The following is a 22,562-nucleotide window of genomic DNA, read 5'->3' on the forward strand; positions in this document are numbered from 1 at the left end:
TTCGCTCCTTACGACTTCGCCACCGCGGAACGAGCCGAATCTCTCACTACGTGAACCGCCATACCCGCTTGTACCCGCTGCAGCCCGTCGACAATCACGCGATCACCCGCCTTCAGTCCACTCGACACAATCCAACTGTCGCGATATGCATTCTCCGCGCGTACAGCGACCTGCTTCGCGTGACCTGTTGAATCAACAACCCAAACGCTTGCACCTCCATCGGACCCACGGATAACGGCAATCTGCGGCACGAGCAACGCATTTTCGTTGACCCCTACATCAAGCTGCGCTCGCACGAACATCCCCGGCAGCAGTTCGCCGTCAGGGTTTGGAAATATGATGCGCAAGGTTACGGATCCGGTTGTCTGATCGACGGTAATGTCCGAGAACTGCAGAACGCCATCGTGCGAATACGCAGTGCCATCTTCCATCTTCAGCCGCACAGCAGCGTCCCTGCTAGTGCCGTGTAAGCGCCCCGACTCGTACGCCTTGCGCAGCCGCAACCATTCCGTGCTCGAGCGCGTCACGTCGAGATACATCCTGTCATACGCGCGAATGGTTGCCAGCGCCGTGGTTTGATCTGCCGTCACCAGCGCACCCTCGGTCACGGACGACGCACCGATCCGCCCTGAAATCGGCGCGGTGATTCGCGTGTAGTTCAGGTTGACGCGAGCTGATTCCAGCGACGCACGATCGGCCAGTACATCCGCCTCATCCTCGCGCACTGCGGCAATCGCGTCATCGTTGTCCTGTGCGCTTATCGCGCCGATCTTCACCAGATCCGCGTAGCGAGCGGCCTTCGTTCTCGCAGAAGCTAGCGCCGCCTCGGCCTTGGCGAGCGTCCCGCGAGCCTGATCATAGGCGGCCTGGTACGATTCAGCATCGATTTGGTAAAGCGCCTGCCCAACCTTTACGTTGGCCCCTTCGGTGAACAATCGCTTGCGGACAATCCCCCCGATCTGAGGGCGCACATCTGACACAAGTAGTGCCGAGAGGCGTCCAGATAGCTCGGTTTGCTCAACGATCCGCTGTGGTGCAACGGTCACAACCCCGACCTCCGCAACAGGTGCTGCCCCGGCAAGCCCGAGCTTGTCGCTTCGATCGCTGCAGCCAGCGATCATGAGCGATGCAATAAGGACTAGCGATATTGCCCTGCATGGGGCACGCCTAGATTCGCACCGCAATGCTGTCAACCGATTTGGAGGGCGGCGATCCGCAGCGCCATGCCGGAGACGCAACGTCGTGCTCGTCAGTACGGAATTTGGTGCGAACCACCGCCCCATCCACTGCTCGGCTAGTTTGCTCATGTGTACAACCATCACGTTTAGACGAAGTGATGCACGATAATGCAAATATCACCTAAGTTGTTGATTCTTTTGACAATTTACATATTATGTCTAAATTGACACAGAACAATCGCGCTAGGAGTAGTACATTTGTCGACAATGCGCATGCCAACATGTGCCGAGCGCTGCCACTTGGGGACAGGGAATGGACAAAGCAAGGTTGCAATCACGGTGACGCGAATTGACCGGTACGACTATCATCCTAATCGTCGAAGACGATATAGATATAAGCTCTCCACTAGCCACATTTCTGTCGGGAAAGGGCTACATTACGCACGTAGCCGACAGTGCCGAGGAGGCTGATGCTCTGCTTGCTTCCGTCGATGTCGATCTGGTTTTACTTGACGTGATGCTACCGGGAGAAGACGGGCTAGGCCTGTGTCGCCGATTGCATGCGATGAAGGATGGCCCACGCATCATCATGCTGACCGCTCTCGATGATCCCACGGATAAAGTCGTCGGCCTCGAGCTGGGTGCCGACGACTACGTGCCCAAACCGTTTGACCCGCGCGAATTGCTTGCGCGCATTCGCGCTGTTCTGCGACGACCGAATACCGCCCCGGACGATACACGCCAGTCGTCAGCTGAATTAGTTTTACAGTTCTCGCACCGTACGTTTTACCCATACCGGCGATTCGTTCGTTCGCCCACGGGCTTACGTATTCCCCTCACAGGTGCGGAAACCGATTTGCTTCTCGTGTTCTGCCAACATGTACGCCAGGTCCTCACGCGTGAAGAGCTCATTCGTCTCACGAGGGGAGGGAATTTCCCAATTTCAGAGCGCTCGATAGACCTGCTTGTAAGCCGATTGCGTCGGAAACTCGCTGGCGACGACCCCCTCGAAGAAACGATTCGCACCGTTCGAGCGGACGGCTACGCATTCCAAGCCGACGTGAAGTTCGTCTAATGCGCCGACTGCTTTCCACAACACTTGGACAAATCCTCACGATTCTCGGATGCGCGTCGATCATCACGGCGCTGCTCTTTATCGTGTTGTTGTCATATCATTCACCGCCCACTCCGCCTTGGCCTTGGCAAAGGGCCTATCGGATCGCCAGTCTCGTGGAGACACTCCAGCCAATTCCGGATTACGCCCGCGACGAGGTCATCGCCACCGTTCTGCGACCTGAACTCTCGGCACGTCTTGATCAGAACCCCCGGACTTGCGATGTCGTCACCCAGGACAGCCGCGATCTGGAGATGGCACTGAAATCCGAATTGTCGAACACCCGTAACTTGACTGTCCGTATGTGCCCCAATGCTACGCAGCGCCACTCTATCCAGGTACTTGTCCCCCTCGGTACTCGAACGCTGGAGATCCGAACGGACCGGAGGACAAGCGCGACGCCGCAATACACATTTCCATTTTATGGGGCGCTGATTTTTATGTGCGTCGGTGTCGCGGCCATGTCGGCTTGGGCAATTGCACGTGTGATTCGGCCGCTGCGACGATTGTCCGAACAAGCCGAAGAGTTCGGTCGCGCAATGTCGGCCGCCGCTATCGAGGTAGAAGGTCCACTGGAGGTCCGCCGCGCCGCGCACGCGTTTAATCTCATGCAAGAACGCATTACGCAGTCTATCCAGAATCGCACGCGAATGTTGGCAGCGATTAGTCACGATCTTCGCACACCTCTGACTCGAATGCGCCTTCAATTAGAAATGGAACAGACCGAGATTATACGAGAGAAGCTGATTCGCAATATAGATTTAATGCAGTCAATGATTTCTTCTGCGTTGGCGTTTCTCAGCAGCGGGAAAGAGCTCGAAGAAAAGGAGTGGCTTGACCTTGGCGCACTCATTGCCACTCTTTGCGACGAGTACGACGAGGCAGGCGCCACAATTCATTACGACGGACCGGAGAAGATTCCCTTTTTCTGCCGACCCGCTGCAATGCAGCGCGCTCTCACCAATCTATTCGAAAACGCAATCCATTTTGGGAGCAGCGTAGAGATCGTTGCATGGAAAGTTGACAATCGCATAACGATTCAAGTTATCGACAATGGTCCAGGCATTCCAGAGCAGAAGCTGCAAGACGTAATAGAACCATTCGTAAGACTCGATCCGGCGCGCGGTGATCGCCCGGGCAGCGTTGGACTCGGATTGTCGATTGTGCGAGAAATAGTCCGTGCGCACGGCGGAACATTCAGCCTCTCCAATCGCAAACCGTCCGGACTCGTCGCCACAATAATGTTCCCCTCCGCACAAATCGAATAAACCGAAATTCTGACAATTTCAAAAGAGTGACTCGTCGCGATCGCACATGACTTGCATGCTCGATCCCGCTCGTTTTCCTCGTAAGGGAGACGGAGGTATATCGAGTCCCTTCCTGAAGCCGTAGGAATCAATGCGCGCTTAACGCCGCTGCAGCGGAATCCGCCTCCATCACAACCCTTGATATACGGCTCAACTCCCTCAGACTATCCGACGGCAATCTGATCGTTAGCCAACCGAGTCCGGGATGCCGTATCTGCAATACCGCGCCCCCGAAGAGCGAATCTGGCGTCATTCGACACAATGGATCGATCAGTGCATCTAACATGCCAGTGGGCGCCGTTCCACTCACCGCCGGCAGCATGATTGTACGATATTCGGCTAGTGCAGCCATTAGTGCTTCGACATTCTCCGGCCCCATGATAAACGCTCCATCTGGAACAGTTAACACGAGAAAATGCTCACCACTTTGAGAGATACGATGTTCCAAATTCAGACTATTCATATCAAGATACCTCAATAACATGAGGCACCATTCTCACATTGATCGCGGATTTTTTCGATTACAATAGTTTTCAATTTATTTTTCTTCTTTATCTTTATATCCGCTCACACTCAAACCTGAGCATAGTCACTCAACTCAATCCACGCAACCAACCACTCACCCGACGGAACAAGCTATGGCGTCGCAAACACGAATATAATTTACTGAAGAAGCGTCGCGCGAATCGTCAGCGGCAACAAGCGTCCGCTCTACAAACAGCGAAACACACTGCTTCAGCTAATTTTATTTTGATAAAAATCTCACCCCGGTCAACTGCTCCGAAAGGCTCCATAGCTGTCGCGCACTTCTTAGATCTAGCGCTGTTGGCACGCAGTTAACTCGACTTGGATGTTCAAGAATGTCGAAGTGCCCGCTACAAACAATGTAGTCAACGCTGCGAACACATGAAGAAATCACAGTATCTAGCTGAAGCAATGCATCTAGTCCAGCCATTCGTTCAAATAATGTACGGGCGATCCGTCTGAAATAGCTTCCCAGTCTCGAATTTTTCATTGACCATATAAGGTATCGAGGATAGGTAGAAATACAATCAGCAGGAACCGAAACCGCAGACACGGCGACGCCCTGCCTATTTAGGCGGCGAGCAAGTTCTAAAATAAACAATAGATTTGCTAGCTTGCTGTCACAGTATGCTCGCCATGGCTCATATGGACGCATTTCCCAATTCGGATCCAAAAAATCAATACCCTTGGCATGACGATGAGCATGTCCTGAAATACATATTACGCGACCGCCCGCCTTGACATTTCCAATCAAGCACCCGGTAAGCATGAATATGCCAAGATGATTGATCCAAAAACTCTCCTCGAACCCGCCCTCGGTTCTACTCAATGATTTCGGCACAACATCTACGGCATTAACAAGAAAGTCTATCCACGGCACTTCTGCGTACAGCATCTCTACAAATCGCGCAATCGAAGAACGCTTTGCGATATCAAGCGAAATCAAGTAAATATTCCTCGTTACATTATTCATTAAATCTTTATCTGCGGCAAACGGTACTTTATCCGCATCTCGGTAGGCCAGGATAACCTTCGCATTGCGATCCGACAATTCGCGAGCTATCCGCCATCCTGATTGGCCATCCAACCCCGTCACAACCGCAACCTTTCCTTCAAGATCACACACATCCATTTCAAACAATCTATGCATTGCCACCCAATAAATATGACATCAAGCACAATAAAATTGTAAATTCACATAACAAGTAATCAGCGGACTCAAAAATCACCACCCCAATTACCCTCGCGCACACACTCGACAAATCGAATACATATCTCCTCCGGACTCTTCACGTATAGTGAGAATAATATTACCAGGATCGATCCGAAATCGACCTTTCTTTAGAATTTCATAACTTCCATGAAGGCAACGCAGCAAGGCGATCGGTCATTTAAACTGATATACATACCCGCCCATCAATTGAGGAACAAATCGCTTGCCAACTAGCGGACTGTCGGTAATACCACTACCGAGCCGTGTGACGCCGACATCGAGCGTAATGGACTGATGTTTGTCAATGTTATACGCAAATCGACTACCAAGTGACACATTTATCGTCGACGCGCCATTGTACTGAGCCCGCCCCGACCTAGACTCATCCGATCTGACACCGTAATAGTAGTTAACATACTTGCCGCTCAACCATTGCACATTCACGTGCGGCTCTACAGAAATGCTTCCGAACGAAAATGGAGTGCCGAATCCAATGTTCGCTCGTTGCCCCTTATTTCCACTTACCAGATACTCACTCGACAATATGCCAAATCCGGTACGCCACACCATTGCAGGACCATACCAAAAAGCGCCACTGCGTTTCTGCATACCCTCAAGAACCGGCGAATCTGAAGCTTTGTAGCCGTCGAATATCGCATACTGTGCTCGTAATCCCAACCCTACACCGCCCCATTGGCCAACCTTTAATTCTACAGAGGTCCCGAATAGCCGAACCCACTTGTTATCAAAGTTTATCATTGGAAGCGGCGATACCTTACTGCCATACTGCTTGTATGGTGACGCGACGACACCGACTCCAGCTCCCAGTCCCCAGTGCGTCACGTTCGTAGCATTGCTCAGAATCGTAAACCCCGAATTCTCCGAACTCGGACTTACATCGAATTCATCGGTCGCATATGTCTGGCCCGAAAACAATACAAACCAAGCACCGACGCACAAACTTAGCGATCTAACTGGATTCATTCTTTTCATACGTTTCCTACACCCATATCCTCAATTAAACGGCACATCAGCAAATCAGCATCCACAGTAGCGGAAACAATTTACCATCAGTGCGCTCTGACTCCATCAAACAAGCACCGCCATTCATTCCCTCTATTAACAACCTCCTGTCCGCACAGGCTCGGAAAGATCCATTTCACCCGGCATTCCCGACGGGACGAACATATATCCAATACCACGAATAGTTTGAATAAAACGCGGGTCTGTCGGATTTTTCTCAATCAGTCGACGCAGCCGCCAAACTGGTACGTCAATTCCGCGCTCGGTGAATCGCCCCTCATAACCGTGAAGCAATGTCAGAATTTCAGATCGAGATAGTGCCTGCAAGGGATTTCGAGCAAATATTTCAAGTAACGCGAATTCCCCAGTCGTTAACTTAATTGACTCTTCTCCGCGCCAGAGAGTTCGTGCGTTAAAGTCAAGAACATAGTCTCCAAATTTTACCGGACTTGGTTGATTCGGCCTCCCCTTCCCCGCGGGAAACATATGACGTCGAAGCACCGCCTTGATACGCGCCAGGAGCTCTTGAGGCATAAAGGGCTTGCCTAGATAGTCGTCCGCACCCAACTCCAAACCCACGACACGATCGACGCCTTCCGCCTTTGCCGTTAGTAAAATGACGGGAATATTATCGCCGGACATTCTCAACTGCTTTAGCGCTGTAAGTCCATCTATTCCGGGCAACATTACGTCCAGCACAATAATTGAAGGTCGCTCTCTCTGGAGTCGCGTTTGCAGCGTAGTTGCTTGATGCAATACGGACAACTCGATCCGATTCTGCTGGAAAAATTCCCTCAGAAGATCTCGCAATGCCTCATCATCATCAATCAGCAAGACGTTCATTTGAACCTCAACCATCGTAAAACCCGAAGACAGGAGCCGGGATAAAACGCCCTTTTATCCAATCTTTCCTTCAAAGGCGGACGTCACACTGGTCAATGTAACCGCACAATTCTCACCGTAGGTTTCTCATTGTTCGCCACAATTACATATCGTTACCAAGGCGAAATTATGGACATACAATAGGGACGAGAATAACCCGACGATTTTGCTCCGATCTGGTGCCGAAATATTACTCGGTGGTGCACGATATACTCATAGATATCTCATTGCACCAGCATCGCATCTAGGACATTGCAAGCTCGAACGCACCATAATCTCAATATCTACGTCCCAAAATACGCCACGTGGCACCCCCCCTTACTGTATTATGGCTTGAATGCAAAGACCTGGAGCCGAGATTGTGCCGCTATATGCCCATATCTCTTGAGTCGGTGGCTACAGCGTGTCTCTGTCCAAGAGCCATACCGCCTCGTTCGCGATTACTGTCATTGCGAACGTCGCCGATTCCCCAAAGCCGTTAAGGCACTGAATTTTCAGAAGTCGATAATGACTGGAAGGCATGGACACTGGATGAAGATCCAGCATGCCGGTGAATCGGAGCACCACACTTTGGCTAGATCGAGCGCGCTGCGACTGTGTCGCAGGCAAAGTCCGTTGCGTCGCTCTAATACGCCGCTGCGTTGCCTGCCGCCGCACCGCCCGGCAAACGTGCGATAACCAGGAGACCTCCTCCCTCGCGAGGCGTTGCACAAATATCCCCGCCGTGCAAACCGAATGCGCGCCGAGCAATTGCCAGCCCAAGGCCACTGCCGGGAATCGAGTGTGCCGGTGCGGCGTGGTGGTATTGATCAAGGCGCCGGAATGGCTCGAAGATTTCTTCGCACAATTCCAGTGGCACGCCAGGCCCCCTGTCACCCACGCAAATTTCAAGCCAAGGGACACCGCTATCCGTTGTGGCGAGAGTCTTCGTCGTATGCGCCCGAATCTCAATGACAGTATTCGGCGCCGTATATCTGACGGCATTTCGTACAATATTTTCTAAAGCCCGATAGATCGGCTCACCGACCACATCCGCGACAAAGCTACAAGGTGCCTCCAACTGGACCCTGCAGCCCCGTGCCCGTGCTTCGAATGCTGCGTCCTGCACAATATCGTTTAACAGTTCAATCACATCCAAGCGCTCGCGCACCGGGTCCATGGCGCCAGCCTCCAGCTTGTGGAGCGTCAGCAATTCCTCAATGAACCTATCCAGCCGTTCCGTTTCTTGCCGGATGCGCTCCGCCATCGCTATCGCCATCTTTGGATCTTGCTGCATCAAACCTATCGCAGCCTGGATCCGCGCCAGCGGGGAACGCAGTTCGTGCGATACATCATGAAACAGCTGCCGTTGCAGCATTTGGCCGTGCTGTAAACGCGAGGCCATATCGTCAAATTCTTGAGCCAGAAATGCGAATTCGTCGTATCGGGATCCCAGCACCGGTGAGACCCGCACTTCGAAGCGCGCTCGCGCCGCGTCGCGCAGCGCGAGACTCAAATGCCGCAACGGTTTAGACAGATACCACGCCAGCGAAAAAGCCACCGGCAAAGCGACCATGCCGCCGGACAGCACTGGGATAAGCAGAAGCGCGGGTGCAAACTGTCCCGGCGGAGGTGGGGTACGACCGACTACGTGGATATAGAATCCGGCACACGCAAAGGCCGCCACCATGGAAAGCCAAAGCATTAAGAAACATCTCCAGAACAAACGTCCAAGCGGCACTTTCATGAATCAGCCCGTCAGCAATTGGTAACCCATGCCACGTACGCTGATGATCCAAGGTTGCCCGTCAGGGCGCTGGCCCAGCTTCTGGCGAATGCTGCTGATATGTACATCGATGCGGCGGTCGAAGCGCGCCAGCGGCCGTCCGAAAGCCTGAAGTGAAATGTCGGTTTTGCTAACTAATCGCCCGGCGTGACGCGTCAGAATTTCTAGTAGGTTAAATTCCGCCCCCGTCAGTTCGAGCAATTCTCCTTGCCAAGTTGCGCGGCGACTCGAAGGCCAAAGGACCAATGACCCTGCCTGCAGCGGTACGGCGGGACATGCCTCGCCCATACTTGTAGCGCGACGCAGAATAGCCCGCAACCGAGCAACAAGTTCTCCGGGCGTACAAGGCTTCGGCACATAGTCGTCGGCGCCAAGATTAAGGCCCGAAATACGATCGATGTCGTCACCGCGCGCCGTCAACATCAACACCGGCACGTGGCTGGCCGCACGAATTCGTCGCAGCGCGTCAATACCCGATACACGCGGCATCATCACATCGAGTACCACAATGGAGAAGTCTCCGGTCAGCGCACGTGCTACACCGGCCTCGCCATCGTGCGCGACCGTCGCGGCAAAACCTTCATGTGCAAGGTATTGCACCAGCATGCCAGTCAATTCGACGTCGTCGTCTACCAACAACACCGGCGTCATCGAGTATCGCGGGGGATTCATCATTCGTTGAGTATGGCGTAGCAAATACAGCGCGGGAAGGTCTCACCCACCAACCTTTACACAACTTTACCCAATCATACCGCGCCGGATTGGGCCATCTGGACAATGGTATCCCTCCGCCCGGACTGAGCCAGGGAGTTGTTCACCAATGGAACTAGAGCATATCCGGTGTCTTCGCACCTGGATTATTGTGATCGCTGCTGTCGATTGCGTCGCACTGTGCGGCTGCTCACTGCAACCGCAATATCAAACGCCGTCAGTCGCCGCAGCTGCTAGCTGGCAAGCTGAACTGCCGCATGGTGGGAGCATGACCAATCTAGTTGACTGGTGGCGTCATTTCAACGATCCAGCAGTTGCGGAATTGGTACGCTTGGCCGAAATCGACAGTCCGACGCTCATGAAAGCAGTAGCCAATATCGACGACGCGCGAGCCACACTGACGTCCAAAAACTCCGAGGCGTCGCCTTCACTAACCGGCAGCGGCTCGCTGACGCGTGCCAAGTCCTCCTTTGCAATTGGTAATGTCGTCGAAACGAGTCTTGCAACCACTCGCAGCGGCAAATTGGACGCCACGTGGGAGCTCGACCTGTTCGGCAAAGTGCGCTCAAGCCGCGAATCATCGCGAGCGCAGTTCGAAGCCAGTATTGACGACTGGCACGACGCACGAGTTTCGCTTGCGGCCGAGGTTGCGGATGACTATGTCCAGTACCGGGCATGCCGCAGACTCGCTAACGCTTACCAAGAATCCGCAACATCGTACGCGAAGACGGAAGATGTAACTATGAAATCGGTCGCCGCCGGTATGTCGCCTTTGTCCGACGCTTATCTCGCGCAAGCCAGCACGGCTAGTGCCCGTGCCACGGCCACGCAGCAGCAAGTGACCTGCGATGAACTTGTTAAGTCCCTGGTGGAACTCACTGGTACTGATGAGTCAAAGTTGCGCGCGCTCGTCGACAGGCCGGATGCACCGGATTTACCACAGCCTGAGGCATTCATCATACGAACTACTCCTGCTGACCTGGTCAGGAAGCGGCCCGACCTCGCTTCGGCCGAGCGTGCAGTCGCAGCCGCTTACGCCACGATCGGGCAAACACGTGCCGAGCGCCTCCCGAGCCTCTCACTTTCCGGCTCGATCGAACTCTCAGCTACGAATTTAACGTCCCCACTGTCTACGTGGTCGTTCGGACCGAGCTTGTCTGTTCCACTGTTCGACGCAGGCAAGCGCAAGGCCGCCGTAGATTCGGCACAAGCGAGTTACGACAAGAAACTCGCCAGCTACCGCAGCTTGGTGCGCAGCGCGATTAGAGAAGTAGAGGTAGCGCTCGCAGACTTGGAAGGCGCCGCGCGCCGCAGCGACGATGCTCGACGCGCCGCCGAACAATACCGTCTGTACGACCGGGCTATCGAAATCAACTGGCAGGCCGGCTTCGACACGCTTCTGACCCGCGAGCAGGCACGCCGCTCGTTAACTACGTCCGAGATCAGCTATATCGAATTACGTCGGGACCGCGTCCGCAACTGGATCTCACTCTACAAGGCGCTAGGCGGCGGCTGGCAGCCCAGCGACGCCACGACATCCACTGCGGCCGTAGCATCCGTCGCACTACGAGGGCCCTCGCAGTGAACCCGAGATCACGACGCGTCGCATCGATGGCAATCGTTCTCGCAGCCTGTGGCTCCGTATGGCTGCTGAAACCCAGTGCTCCGCCCGCGGCTACATCACAAAGGCGTAGCGCCGCGCTGACCGTAAGCGTGGTCGAACCGCAGTACATGCAATGGCCCGATACCATCGAGGCCAACGGGAACACGGCCGCCTGGCAAGAAGCAGTGATTGGCGCCGAGACGGGCAGCTTGCGCATCACCGAACTTCACGCGGACGTCGGTGACGAAGTAAAGCGAGGCCAACTACTCGCACAGCTTGCAGACGCCGCAGCCACTGCGGACTTGCACAAGCAGCAGGCAGCAGTTGCACAGGCTCGGGCCAATTTGGCGCAGGCCGAGTCCGACGTGAAACGTACAAAGCTGGCTGCCGAAAGTGGAGCCATATCGAACCAGAAAATCGACGAATATCGCAACACCGAGGCCGTCAATCGAGCCGCCCTCGACTCAGCAGAAGCCGAGTTACAGAGCAAGCGAATCACACTTTCGCAGACTCGCATCATCGCCGTAGATGAGGGCACCATCTCGTCGCGTTCGGCGCTACTCGGCAATGTTGTAAGCGCCGGCAGCGAGCTGTTCCGCATCATCCGCAAAGGACGCATCGAATGGCAAGCCGAGGTCGGCCCGCAGCAATTGCCCCGCATTCGCGCCGGTCAAGCGGCTCGCATAACGCTATCAGGCGGTACGGTGGTCAACGGAAAAGTCCGTCTGGTGTCGCCCACGATCTCGACCAACACTGGCCGAGCCATCGTATATGTCGCGCTCAACGGGCATGATGCACAACCTGGCATGTTCGCAAGTGGCGACATCGAGCTTGGCGAGACGCGACGGTTGACGTTGCCAGAGTCTGCGCTGGTGTCGCGCGACGGTCGTACGTACGTCTACGCGCTCAATTCAGACGGCATGACAGTTGCACGACTCCCCGTTGTGGCGGGACGCCATCGCGGCGGTCGCTGCGAGATCCTGACGAATCTTCCATTTCGCGTGCGCGTAGTCGAAAGCGGCGGTGAATTTTTGTCCGACGGCTCGATCGTCGATATTGCCCAGCCTCGAAAACACAGTGGTGACACCGAGCGATCGCTTACGGCCTCCACGACGCCGCCAAGAGGTAGTCGGTGAACATCTCTTCTTTGTCAATTCGGAATCCCGTTCCAGCAGTACTTTGCTTTATCTTGCTGATGATCAGCGGCCTAGTCGGTTTTCACAAATTGCAAGTCCAGGATTTTCCGGAAATGGACCTGCCCACCGTCAACATCTCAGCGACGCTCGAAGGTGCGGCCCCGTCGCAACTGGAGAACGAAGTAGCCCGAAAGATTGAGGATAAGTTAACCTCACTCTCTAAGCTGGACCATATCACAACGAAGATCGTCGACGGTAGCGTGAGTATCGGCGTGACGTTCAAGCTGGAGAAGGACCCACAAGCCGCACTGACGGAGGTGCGTAACGCCGTGGATAGTGCGCGCGCCGATTTACCAGCTGAGATGGCTGCACCGACCGTGTCAAAACTCGACACGGCCGGGTCGCCCCTTCTTACCTATTCGGCCAGCTCCGCTACGCTGGACGAGCAGGACCTTTCTTGGCTTGTCGATGACGAGTTATCCAAGTCGCTATTAGCGGTCAAAGGCGTATCGAAGGTTGAGCGAATTGGGGGTATCGACCGCGAGATACGTATCGAGCTGGACCCTGCGGCGATGTCTGGTCTCGGCATCACAGCACAAACAATTTCCGACCAGCTTAAGGCCATGCAGCGTGAGCGCTCCGGCGGTCAGGGTGACATCGGCGGCCAGCGACAATCCGCGCGCACGCTGACTGGCGTAAATACCATGCAGGACGTTGCGGCGCTAACAATCGCTACCGGAGATGCGCGCCGAGTACGGATCGACCAGATTGCACGTGTCACCGACGGCGCGGCGGAGCGCACAACGTACGCCTACTCAAACGGACAGCCGATCATCGGCGTGCAGATTACACGGGCCAAAGGCAATTCCGATGTGGCCGTAACGAACGAAGTACGCCGGACCATAGCCGCGTTTGCCGCTGCGCATCGGCAGGTGCATCTCGTCGAGGCAAGCAATACTGTAGCTCCGATTGAAGACAACTACAGAGGCTCGATGAGCATGCTAATCGAGGGTGCCCTGCTTGCCGTCGTCGTGGTCTGGTGGTTTCTGCGCGACCGCCAGGCCACACTAGTCTCCGCAGCGGCCCTTCCGCTGTCGGTCATCCCTACGTTCGGCGTCATGCATCTGGCCGGGTATTCTCTGAATACGATAACCCTCCTTGCACTCTCGCTAGTTGTCGGTATTCTGGTCGACGATGCGATCGTCGAGATCGAGAACATCGAGCGCCATCTGCGGATGGGCAAAACGCCGTTCCAGGCGGCCATGGATGGGACCCAGGAAATCGGCATGGCCGTCATCGCCACGACGATGAGCATGGTGGCCGTATTCTTACCGACAGCCTTTATGCCAGGTATTCCCGGGCTGCTTTTCCGGCAATTCGGGGTAACTGCGTCCGCAGCCGTGGTGATGTCGCTCTTAGTCGCACGCTTGCTCACCCCGATGATGGCTGCCTACCTGATGCAGGGTACCGGGAATATGAAGCGTGATGGAGTCTTGCTGCAGCGCTATCTGTGCTGCATTCGCACGTGCCTCCGCGAGCGACGGAAGACGATGATCTCCGTCGTCGTGTTCCTGTTGTTTTCTTTTGGATTGGTTCCGGTGTTGAAAACCGGCTTCATCCCGCTACAGGACAATTCGCAGACACAGGTCAAGCTTGAGCTGGCGCCGGGCAGTACCCTGGAGCAAAGCCGTTCCGCGGTATTGCACGCAAGCCGACTCATTAGTGAATTACCTGAGGTCGCGAGTATCTTCGCCTCCGTGGGCAGTTCCAGTGACAACGTCAGTCCCATCAGCATTAGCGGTAGCGCGCCAGACGCACGCACGTCGACGCTTATAGTCAATCTGGTTCCGCGCAACCAGCGCAACCATAAGCAATCGGAGGTTGAGGAGGCGATTCGCGTGCGGTTACGCGAGCTGCCTGGCACTCGAATCTCAGTGAACAATGGCGGAAACGGCGAGAAATTGCAGATCGCACTTGCAGGTAGTGATCCCGTCTCCCTAGAGGCAGCAGCCATTACACTCGAAACCCAACTACGATCACTTCACGACATTGGTAACGTTACGTCCACTGCTGCATTGCAGCGCCCCGAAGTGCAGTTCCTGATCGATCCCGCACGTGCCGCCGCCCTCGGCGTAACGGCTGAGGCCGCAGCAAATGCAGTCCGGATCGCCACCTACGGTGACTACTCGACGATGTTGCCAAAACTGAATCTACCTGGACGACAGATTGCCATACGCGCGCTCGTCAATCCGACTTTGCGGCAAAATCTGGCCACTATCGGCCAGCTACGCGTTCCCGGCACCCATGGGAGTGTAGCGCTGGACTCGGTAGGCTCATTCTCCATTGGCAGTGGGCCGTCGCAAATTGACCGCATCGATCGTGAGCGCAATATCACGCTATCGGTCGAGCTTAATGGACGAACGCTTGGCGAAGTCAACAAGGAAGCGCAGCAATTGCCCGCGCTTCAGCATCTGCCAACTGGCGTCCATCAGGTACAGCAAGGTGAAGTCGAGCGTATGGTTGAATTGTTCGACAGCTTCGGTACTGCCATCGCGATTGGCATCTTCTGTGTGTACTCAGTGCTCGTGCTCCTATTTCACGATTTCGCACAGCCGATCACCATCCTGGGTGCGCTCCCCTTGTCACTCGGCGGCGCTTTGCTCTCGCTGCTTGCAACACACATGAGTTTCTCTATGCCCGCGCTCATCGGTCTTCTGATGCTGATGGGTATAGTTACGAAAAATTCTATTCTAATGATCGACTATGTTGTGATCGCCAGGCGTGAACACCACTTATCCCGGCTACAGGCAGTAATGGACGCTTGCCGCAAACGGGCTCGGCCCATTCTAATGACGACCATAGCCATGACAGCAGGCATGCTACCCAATGCATTCGGATTCGGTGCGGAGCCGAGCTTTCGTCAGCCGATGGCCATTGTAGTGATCGGCGGTTTACTCGCTTCAACCCTGTTAAGCCTCGTCATCATTCCTGTCGGCTATACCTACGTGGACAATTTCGAGCGTCGACTACGGCGCCTTTTCAAACGACAGAGGCGAACCGATATTACCGCTCCGGCAATGGATGCGAGATCGCCGTGAATAACTTCCCGCTTGCAGAGTGACGCACGGAATTCCGGGGATCGCGCCATTCAAACAGATCAAATTGAGTAGTGCCATCATCCAATTGCAGCATTTTTCCACAGACGCTTAATATCGTATTCACTTCACTTGACGAGTAAGCGGACACGTGAGCACTATCAGATCGGAAGTCGTGTCGGATCGTCGCCGGCTGCGACACTAAAGTGACGCGTTCAAGGCTCAAATGGTTACTGCCTGCCGAGGCTTCGGAGTATCGGTTGCTGAGGTCGTGCTGAAACATGGGCTCAACGCGAATCCGCTGCGGTGCTGGATCAATCAAGCGGAAGGTTGAATTTCCAAGAGATCGTTGGCCCGTCAAATGCCCTCGCTACGGTCATTGCCGGCCGTTGTGCTGTTGGCATCGGGAGCACTGGGGCCACATTCACCAGAGATTCGCGTCGAGGGGCGCGGTGGCGACCAGCCGATCACGATAAGTTGGCCGGAGCCCTAGGCAGCCACGTGTGCCGCCTGACTTTTGTGAGTGGATACGGTGCTCCGTGTCAACGATATCCGTCAGGCGACCGATCCGATGGACATGCACGCCGGTTTCGCAACGCCTTGGCATGTCGTGGATCCAAGGTATTCAGCCTCGCTCCCTCACACCATGTCAAGCTGCTCCCCGGTCAGAGCACCAACCGCATCACGGTCCTGCTTCACGACGGAATCGGCATCCGGTTGACAGCACGACGACTGAACCAGAGGCAGTTCGTCAATCTGAAGGACTTCCGCGCTCTCGCCGCCCCCCAACGCCAGCGACATCGACGCACTGCTGGCAGTCCCCGTCGACCGCCGCCTAAACTCGCTCGTTAAGGCGCGTTGGCTTGCCGACCGCAGCCAATTTTCATTACACCATTAGTTTCTAACAAAACAGCGACGAGATCCAACTTAAAGCAGTCCCACACGCCCGTACCCAAGAATACCGCGGAAGGGTCTCCACTCACCAAAATACCCTTTCCGCGAACTCGCCTACGGAACTGCTGGCGTAAATCGTAACGATTATCATCGACACATCCATCGCACAGCCCCCCTCACCCACTCCCCTGGCGGCAGATTGATAGTAGCACTGCGATCAAATTACAACACAATTCCTCACACATCATCAATTCTCACATCATATTTTTTATTAATTACCTTAATGACACCCTTCAAACACTCCAGCGCCGATTCGCAGATCACAAGAACGCAACACTCCTCGAAAGAATATGTAATCGTACATGGCCAATCGAAAGATACTGGAAGCATTCGCATTCGGTTTTGTCGCAGCAAAACAACGCGACATATTTAATCTTGATGTCTAATTCAGTTCGGATCGATCAACTCACCTCACCGATCGTTCTTGCACGGGCAGCCTTCGCTTCAATATGGGTAGGTTACTCGCAGCCACACCGTGTTTTAGGAGAGATTTATGAAAAAAATGGCTCTCGCCATCGGCGTACTAAGCACATTCGCCTCAATAGGTGCACACGCTCAAAACAGCGTCACCCTCTATGGACTGATTGATGCAGGATTGACCTACGTGAATAACGAGGGGGGAAATAGCAGCTATAAAGCACGGAGTGGGACACTCAATGGCAGTCGGTATGGATTGAAGGGAAATGAAGAGCTCGGAGGTGGGCTGAAGGCGATCTTCACTCTGGAAGCAGGCTTCAACATCATGAATGGCAAACAGAGCCAGAGCGGGACCACATTCAACCGACAAGCTTTTGTTGGACTATCCGATGAGCGCTTCGGAGCTCTAACGCTCGGACGACAATATGATTCGCTAGTTGATTACGTCGGTGCACTGGAAATGTCCAGCGTTGCACACCCGTACGACAACGACAACTTGCAAAACTCGTTCCGAATCAGCAACTCCGTGAAATATCAGAGCGTCAATTATGGCGGTTTGAAATTCGGTGCACTGTATGGATTTTCGAACTCATCAGGGGGGTTCGCCAATAACCGCGCGTACAGTCTCGGTGCATCATACAATCTCTATGGCCTAGCCATCGGAGCTGGCTACCTGCAATTGAACAATAGCGGCTCATCGACCAACTCCAGCGGTGCCGTTAGCAGCGACTATACTTTCCAGGCTAGCTCTCAGCGGACATGGGGGGTGGGCGCCAATTACGTCTTTGGTCCGGCTCAGGTTGGCGCCATTGTCACTCAGACGCACTTGACCAATCTCACGGGAATCAGTTCGTCCGCATCAGGAACATCGAGTGGCCTCTCAAACAACGGAAGCGGTGCTCGATTTAATAACTATGAACTCCAGGGAAAATACAACTTCACTCCGGCCTTGAGTATGACTGCCGCCTATACATTCACGGACGGAAAGCTCAAGGGCGCCAGCCCGAAATGGAATCAAGTTAGCCTCATGGCTGACTATGCGCTATCAAAGAGAACGGATGTATATCTGATGGGAGTCTACCAGCACGTTCATGGCACAGGCAACAGCGGCATTACTGCGGACATTAATGGGCTAAGCGCCTCTGATTCAAATCATCAAACATCTATATCGGTTGGCTTGCGCCATAGATTCTAACAGACGCAGCATTTCTCGAAACATCTATTGAGAGAAGTGCCGTTAAAGCGCGCGGCATCTCAAATGCCGCGCCTTTCGATTATTTTCCGCATCGAGCGTTTCACCCTTGATTCGATTCCGGAGTTTTCAATAACACCAAACACTTCAATACCGCAGAATAATACTCACGTCGCCGAGGTAAATATTTCGTAACAAATCAGAAGAATCCGTCGCACAAGTAAAATTTCGATCGCATATACTTTACAGGCTCAAGGTGGCACCTGCCGATGTCTAAACCGCACGGCTCAATCATCATGTGTTCGCTTATGCCAGACTGCCCGCTCCACGTATTGCTGATTGATGACGATTACGTATTACGTGATCTACTAAGAACTTTCTTTCATCGACTGGGAATTGATGTATCAGTCCTTCACGATGCCACGGCGCTCAGTCGTCGACTGGAGCGAGAACGTCCGGATGTCATTGTGCTGGACGTCATGATGCCTGGAATCGATGGACTGACGGCGTTGAAGGAATTGCGAGCAAATGGGGACAGAATTCCTGTCATCATGCTCACGGCGCGCGCTGATGGCCCAGACCGGGTGGTCGGCCTTGAACTCGGCGCTGATGACTACCTTGGCAAACCGTTCCTTCCGCAAGAATTGCTTGCGCGCATCCGTGCAGTACTTCGGAGGCAGACGTCGCCGTTGACGCAGACCGAAACCACTAACCCAGTACGATTCGGGCCTTTCGTCCTTGATTTCAGCTCCCGCGCTTTGCAGCGTGCAGGTCAAATAATTCGACTCACAGGTCGCGAATACTCACTACTTGAAATTTTCGCCCGCCATCCTATGGTCGCTCTTTCACGGGCGCAAATTCTCGACCTACTGCACGGACCCGATTCTGAATGGACCGAACGCAGCATCGACGTGCCTATATGGCGGCTTAGACGCATTCTCGAGGAAAGTCCCGGGCATCCGCGCTATATCCGCACGATGCGTGGAATAGGATATATGTTCGTTCCGGGAGAAATGTATGAAGATATCCATTGATACGTTATTCAGTCGCCTCGCTATTTTAACTATTGGCCTCATTGCCGCTGTTCATGTGACGAGTCTGTTGCAGATCGAACGCGAACATTTGGTTTATCAGGCTAGACAAACAGCGCTCATCGTCGCCCTATCTACACAAACCAATGCGATTAAGACCGATGCCGGCAGAGCAGTTGCCTCTGCATTTAGCTTGAAGTTCGTCCCGACTGAGAATGCTGAAATTGCCTCATGTACATCGCCGTGCACGGATACCTATGGCCCTGTTGAAACTGATTTACGCCACATTCTTCCGAAAGGGAGCAACGTAGCCCTGGACACACACTCGAGAACATTGTGGGTCCGTTACCCGAATGCAACTGAGTGGGCCACTTTTCCTGGGGCAATGCCGTCTATTTCTCACTACATCGAAGCGTCTTCCTTTATGGTCACGCTCGCCATTTTGCTGGCCATTGTAGGAGCATGGCAAATTCAGCGACCACTGCGCCGACTGGCCCTAGCCGCGCGGGATTTCCGAATTGGAGGCAGCTCGACCATTGTAAAAAAAAGCGGCCCGCAAGAAATTCGCGAATTAATCGGCTACTTTAACGATATGGTAAGAAATCTGGCACATGCGGAACAAGATAGAGCAATTATGCTAGCCGGTCTCGCACATGACCTCCGCTCACCAATAACGCGAATACAAGTACGTGCCGATTTGATGTCCTCCGAATCCATAAGAACCGGACTCCTGCGTGACGTAGAATCACTTTCTCGAATCGTTGACCAGTTTTTGGATTACCTACCCGAACAGAGAGATGAATCTCCACGTAGTAATGTAGACGCCTATTGCCTTCAGCATTATAGACAGAACTTCGAAGATGAAACACTCATCAAACTAGATCTTCAAGCCGGCCCTGAATTCGAACTTCCGCTGACTGATCTCGATCGGATTTTATCAAACCTCATCGAAAACGCCTTGAGCTATGGTGATCCTCCGATAGAAATTTCGACACGCCGCTCAAGAGGTAGCTACTCACTTATGGTTCTTGACCACGGCCCGGGCATTCCATCATCTCAAGTGGAGCGGGCGATCGAACCGTTTGTACGCCTTGATCCTGCTCGCGGAGGCGATGCGCATTGCGGATTGGGTCTTGCTATAGTTAAACGTCTCGTGCATCGTCACGGTGGAGCGTTTTCGCTGGATAACGTCACGGGCGGAGGTCTCGTGGCAACGGTCCGTTTTCCGTGTGCGGCAAAGTAATGGAACTGATTTTGGAGACTTAGCGAGATACGCCCTCTCCGTCATCGATGCGCTCCTTCTGCATGGCCCTACGTAAAATTCAATATTCGTTGATGTGCAGTGATGAATCGAAAATCGTCCCCACACCATCGTGTCTGCCGCTTAAGCAAGGCAATGCTTCTACCTCTACCAGCCAGCCACTTTCGAGCCGTGTCGCTTGAATATCATTTGGCGCTGGCAACTATCGTCAAAGGGCACGCCAACCTGGATTTACTGCTTTGCTTGCTTAAGACAATTTATATGGCATTTTATTTACGCGACAAAACGCAGCGACATGACGATGCTCGTTCGTTTAAGCAAGCGGAAGCCGCTATCGGGCGCTGCATTCTACGTGCGGAAGACGGGGAAGAATATGTGATTTTAGATAGAGAAAAATCGGCTATAGAGCGAATCTTGATTCTACACGACGAACAACTCGCTACTGTACCAAAGCATCGCTATCTGACAGCAATCGAACGACTACATCAATTTGCTAAAACTAATGAGAAATCGCCGATATCAGCATCCGACTGACCTGCCTGACTACTCCGGACCATTTCAATCTTGGAGAACGGCTTCGGTTGAACGGTCCTGGCTTTCAGTTGAACAATATCGCTGCTTGAACTCGCTGGGTGTCATGTAGGCCACACTCGAGTTTGGCCGAACAGCGTTGTAGTGACGCCGCCATCGGTCGATCACAACTTTTGCTTCCGTGCGGGTGCGGAATCATTCAAGGCTCAGGCATTCGTCACGTAACTTGCGGTTGAAGCGCTCATCCGCGCCGTTCTGCCAAGGCTTGCCGGGAGCTGAGCGCCATATCCATGCCGTTCTGCGCCGCCCACTTCAGGATGGCACGCGACACGAATTCCGGCCCGTAGTCCGAGCGCAGATAGCGCGGTGCGCCATACAGGCTAATCAGTCGCGACAGAAACTCGATGACTCGCGCCGAGCGTACTGATCTGGCCACGTCGAAGTAGTGCAGCGTCAATCGAGCGACCGACATTAGCGCGCACGCACGCCGCTCTGACAGGCCCCGTGCTTTCGCGTAGGTGACCTGCTGGCGTCGAGCGGGCGTGCTCACCACATTTATTACTTGGCACTTTGCTTAGCGTGTACGGACTCGTCCATGAGCGCGACGCTCAAGTCGTCATAGGTATATGGGTTGTCATAGTCAGCGTCGCATCTCTCATCGTGGCTCTTGCTCTCGCGTCGCGTGGAAGAGTGTAAAAAGTTGCGTCCATGTGAACTTCGTCTCATAGGCAGTATGTGGTGTCATCGCTACGTTGCGGTCGGTTCGACAACGATCCAGGTTGCGATCCGGCATAATTCATCGCGTGGTGCGTCGCTCCCTCTCCTTTAGCGCCCGATATCGGCTCGCGGCTGCCGGTGTGGCCTCGGCGCGAAAAGGCGTTTATCCGGAAAGTTGCGTAAACGAACATTAAAATCTATCTTCCTTTACTGTGGAATCCGTTGCGCACGATGATCACTATCGAATGCAAAGAAGCCGATCCCCCATACATTCGACCAACGCTGACACTCAAATCGAACATATTTTTTCTACGTTACTGCAATATCTCATCCTGATCTCACACGAGGAAAGCGTTCCGGTCAGGAACATTCCTGATCCAAGCGGGTTCACGACCGCGCCCCGACCACTTCTCTCCGGTTGAGGGATTCAAGTACTTGATCCGAGCAGGTTTGCGAGAACGGCTTCCATACGATTCCGGTTCCGAGCTTGCTTGCGTAAGCTCCGCCGCCGTGATCGCGTAGTCGATCATTCTCTGCCGAATTTCCTCTATTACGCCGGTGCGCTCACGGTCTCTGATACGTTCGATTTCGGCATCGATTTCCTCCCTTCGAGTGAGGAGTTCCTTCAATGTAGTCATAACAGTTCCTTACGAAAATTCAATCAATATTTCGAATAGCCCTTTACTCCTCGTCGGATCGCGCCTCCCATCGATACTGCTGTTCGACCCTGTCATTTTTCATTCCGCATTACAAGACATTCCTGCTCCTCGCGCTCCAGCGCCAATAATCGCGAAACTATCGCCGTGCCTCGTTAACCAGGCGCAAGGTCCAAGCTTAGCTCTGAGATTCGTGGTCCAGAATCGACCACTCGCTTCGCTGGCTGACTCTTGCACCTAGTTACCGAGGC

The 22,562-nt window shown here is 53.9% G+C and carries 18 protein-coding genes and 2 pseudogenes; 10 read left to right on the plus strand and 10 right to left on the minus strand.

Annotated elements, in window-relative coordinates; translation table 11 throughout:
- Positions 1-8: 8 nt before the first annotated feature.
- Positions 9-1,121, minus strand: a complete 1,113-nt coding sequence (locus tag WT26_RS30230; protein WP_069271475.1) for an efflux RND transporter periplasmic adaptor subunit — start codon at positions 1,119-1,121, stop codon at positions 9-11.
- 406 nt (positions 1,122-1,527) lie between these two features.
- On the opposite strand from WT26_RS30230, the gene WT26_RS30235 reads away from it, so the two are divergent.
- Positions 1,528-2,253: a response regulator gene (locus WT26_RS30235; RefSeq protein ID WP_069271476.1), complete on the plus strand. Its 726-nt coding sequence runs from the start codon at positions 1,528-1,530 to the stop codon at positions 2,251-2,253.
- The gene (locus WT26_RS30240; protein WP_069271477.1) at positions 2,253-3,560 is read left to right on the plus strand and encodes an ATP-binding protein; all 1,308 of its coding nucleotides are present in this window, start codon (positions 2,253-2,255) and stop codon (positions 3,558-3,560) included. Before WT26_RS30235 ends, WT26_RS30240 begins: the two co-directional genes overlap by 1 nt.
- A 127-nt stretch (positions 3,561-3,687) precedes the next feature.
- On the opposite strand, the gene WT26_RS37790 is transcribed toward WT26_RS30240, so the two are convergent.
- The 6 genes from WT26_RS37790 to WT26_RS30250 all read right to left on the minus strand — a co-directional run bounded on the left by WT26_RS37790 (position 3,688) and on the right by WT26_RS30250 (position 9,658).
- Positions 3,688-4,062, minus strand: a complete 375-nt coding sequence (locus tag WT26_RS37790; protein WP_155123257.1) for a hypothetical protein — start codon at positions 4,060-4,062, stop codon at positions 3,688-3,690.
- Between the two features lie 282 nt (positions 4,063-4,344).
- Complete coding sequence (locus WT26_RS36685; protein ID WP_080485779.1) at positions 4,345-5,274, minus strand: SDR family NAD(P)-dependent oxidoreductase; 930 nt, start codon at positions 5,272-5,274, stop codon at positions 4,345-4,347.
- A 237-nt stretch (positions 5,275-5,511) separates the two neighbouring features.
- Complete coding sequence (locus WT26_RS36690; protein ID WP_080485780.1) at positions 5,512-6,330, minus strand: MipA/OmpV family protein; 819 nt, start codon at positions 6,328-6,330, stop codon at positions 5,512-5,514.
- 126 nt (positions 6,331-6,456) lie between these two features.
- Positions 6,457-7,218, minus strand: coding sequence for a response regulator (locus WT26_RS36695; protein WP_080485781.1), 762 nt, complete (start codon positions 7,216-7,218; stop codon positions 6,457-6,459).
- A 649-nt stretch (positions 7,219-7,867) separates the two neighbouring features.
- Complete coding sequence (locus WT26_RS30245) at positions 7,868-8,968, minus strand: HAMP domain-containing sensor histidine kinase (protein WP_069271478.1); 1,101 nt, start codon at positions 8,966-8,968, stop codon at positions 7,868-7,870.
- 3 nt (positions 8,969-8,971) lie between these two features.
- On the minus strand, positions 8,972-9,658 hold the full coding sequence (locus WT26_RS30250) for a response regulator transcription factor (RefSeq protein ID WP_060293156.1): 687 nt from the start codon (positions 9,656-9,658) through the stop codon (positions 8,972-8,974).
- A gap of 169 nt (positions 9,659-9,827) precedes the next feature.
- Here WT26_RS30250 and WT26_RS30255 point away from each other — a divergent pair, with 169 nt between their 5' ends.
- From WT26_RS30255 to WT26_RS39200, 4 genes and pseudogenes are all read left to right on the plus strand, one after another.
- Entirely contained in the window at positions 9,828-11,303 is a 1,476-nt protein-coding gene (locus WT26_RS30255) for an efflux transporter outer membrane subunit (protein ID WP_069271479.1), read from the plus strand.
- 26 nt (positions 11,304-11,329) lie between these two features.
- Positions 11,330-12,457 (plus strand): efflux RND transporter periplasmic adaptor subunit, encoded by a 1,128-nt coding sequence (locus WT26_RS30260; RefSeq protein WP_069271480.1) that lies wholly within the window; start codon positions 11,330-11,332, stop codon positions 12,455-12,457.
- Positions 12,454-15,555, plus strand: coding sequence for an efflux RND transporter permease subunit (locus tag WT26_RS30265; protein WP_069271481.1), 3,102 nt, complete (start codon positions 12,454-12,456; stop codon positions 15,553-15,555). Before WT26_RS30260 ends, WT26_RS30265 begins: the two co-directional genes overlap by 4 nt.
- 214 nt (positions 15,556-15,769) lie before the next feature.
- Positions 15,770-15,886 (plus strand): annotated as a pseudogene (locus tag WT26_RS39200) (IS66 family insertion sequence element accessory protein TnpB); the annotation flags it as partial.
- A 305-nt stretch (positions 15,887-16,191) separates the two neighbouring features.
- Here WT26_RS39200 and WT26_RS37800 read toward each other — a convergent pair.
- On the minus strand, positions 16,192-16,353 hold the full coding sequence (locus WT26_RS37800; protein ID WP_155123258.1) for a hypothetical protein: 162 nt from the start codon (positions 16,351-16,353) through the stop codon (positions 16,192-16,194).
- Positions 16,354-16,999: 646 nt separating this feature from the next.
- Here WT26_RS37800 and WT26_RS36700 point away from each other — a divergent pair.
- The 4 genes from WT26_RS36700 to WT26_RS36715 all read left to right on the plus strand — a co-directional run bounded on the left by WT26_RS36700 (position 17,000) and on the right by WT26_RS36715 (position 20,941).
- Positions 17,000-18,118: a porin gene (locus WT26_RS36700; RefSeq protein ID WP_080485782.1), complete on the plus strand. Its 1,119-nt coding sequence runs from the start codon at positions 17,000-17,002 to the stop codon at positions 18,116-18,118.
- Between the two features lie 305 nt (positions 18,119-18,423).
- Positions 18,424-19,149, plus strand: a complete 726-nt coding sequence (locus tag WT26_RS36705; RefSeq protein WP_080485783.1) for a response regulator — start codon at positions 18,424-18,426, stop codon at positions 19,147-19,149.
- Complete coding sequence (locus WT26_RS36710; RefSeq protein ID WP_080485784.1) at positions 19,133-20,389, plus strand: ATP-binding protein; 1,257 nt, start codon at positions 19,133-19,135, stop codon at positions 20,387-20,389. Before WT26_RS36705 ends, WT26_RS36710 begins: the two co-directional genes overlap by 17 nt.
- A gap of 102 nt (positions 20,390-20,491) precedes the next feature.
- Positions 20,492-20,941 carry a hypothetical protein gene (locus WT26_RS36715; protein ID WP_080485785.1) on the plus strand — a complete coding sequence of 150 codons (450 nt, stop codon included), beginning with the start codon at positions 20,492-20,494 and terminating at the stop codon, positions 20,939-20,941.
- 24 nt (positions 20,942-20,965) lie between these two features.
- Here WT26_RS36715 and WT26_RS30275 read toward each other — a convergent pair.
- Both WT26_RS30275 and WT26_RS36720 read right to left on the minus strand, forming a co-directional pair.
- Positions 20,966-21,491, minus strand: a pseudogene (locus WT26_RS30275) (integrase core domain-containing protein); the annotation flags it as partial.
- Positions 21,492-21,993: 502 nt separating this feature from the next.
- Positions 21,994-22,293, minus strand: a complete 300-nt coding sequence (locus tag WT26_RS36720) for an H-NS family nucleoid-associated regulatory protein (protein WP_080485786.1) — start codon at positions 22,291-22,293, stop codon at positions 21,994-21,996.
- Between the last annotated feature and the right edge of the window lie 269 nt (positions 22,294-22,562).

The organism is Burkholderia cepacia (assembly GCF_001718835.1).
In the GTDB taxonomy this organism is placed as follows: Bacteria; Pseudomonadota; Gammaproteobacteria; order Burkholderiales; family Burkholderiaceae; genus Burkholderia; species Burkholderia cepacia_F.

What these genes read in the sequence shown, in the direction of transcription:
- WT26_RS37800 (WP_155123258.1), bottom strand. Translation starts at nt 16,353, where the DNA reads ATGTCGCTGGCGTTGGGGGGCGGCGAGAGCGCGGAAGTCCTTCAGATT.
- WT26_RS36715 (WP_080485785.1), top strand. Translation starts at nt 20,492, where the DNA reads ATGAATCGAAAATCGTCCCCACACCATCGTGTCTGCCGCTTAAGCAAG.
- WT26_RS37790 (WP_155123257.1), bottom strand. Translation starts at nt 4,062, where the DNA reads ATGAATAGTCTGAATTTGGAACATCGTATCTCTCAAAGTGGTGAGCAT.
- WT26_RS30230 (WP_069271475.1), bottom strand. Translation starts at nt 1,121, where the DNA reads ATGATCGCTGGCTGCAGCGATCGAAGCGACAAGCTCGGGCTTGCCGGG.
- WT26_RS36720 (WP_080485786.1), bottom strand. Translation starts at nt 22,293, where the DNA reads ATGACTACATTGAAGGAACTCCTCACTCGAAGGGAGGAAATCGATGCC.
- WT26_RS36695 (WP_080485781.1), bottom strand. Translation starts at nt 7,218, where the DNA reads ATGGTTGAGGTTCAAATGAACGTCTTGCTGATTGATGATGATGAGGCA.
- WT26_RS36710 (WP_080485784.1), top strand. Translation starts at nt 19,133, where the DNA reads ATGAAGATATCCATTGATACGTTATTCAGTCGCCTCGCTATTTTAACT.
- WT26_RS30250 (WP_060293156.1), bottom strand. Translation starts at nt 9,658, where the DNA reads ATGACGCCGGTGTTGTTGGTAGACGACGACGTCGAATTGACTGGCATG.
- WT26_RS30245 (WP_069271478.1), bottom strand. Translation starts at nt 8,968, where the DNA reads ATGAAAGTGCCGCTTGGACGTTTGTTCTGGAGATGTTTCTTAATGCTT.
- WT26_RS36685 (WP_080485779.1), bottom strand. Translation starts at nt 5,274, where the DNA reads ATGCATAGATTGTTTGAAATGGATGTGTGTGATCTTGAAGGAAAGGTT.
- WT26_RS36690 (WP_080485780.1), bottom strand. Translation starts at nt 6,330, where the DNA reads ATGAAAAGAATGAATCCAGTTAGATCGCTAAGTTTGTGCGTCGGTGCT.
- WT26_RS36700 (WP_080485782.1), top strand. Translation starts at nt 17,000, where the DNA reads ATGAAAAAAATGGCTCTCGCCATCGGCGTACTAAGCACATTCGCCTCA.
- WT26_RS30240 (WP_069271477.1), top strand. Translation starts at nt 2,253, where the DNA reads ATGCGCCGACTGCTTTCCACAACACTTGGACAAATCCTCACGATTCTC.
- WT26_RS36705 (WP_080485783.1), top strand. Translation starts at nt 18,424, where the DNA reads ATGCCAGACTGCCCGCTCCACGTATTGCTGATTGATGACGATTACGTA.
- WT26_RS30255 (WP_069271479.1), top strand. Translation starts at nt 9,828, where the DNA reads ATGGAACTAGAGCATATCCGGTGTCTTCGCACCTGGATTATTGTGATC.
- WT26_RS30260 (WP_069271480.1), top strand. Translation starts at nt 11,330, where the DNA reads ATGGCAATCGTTCTCGCAGCCTGTGGCTCCGTATGGCTGCTGAAACCC.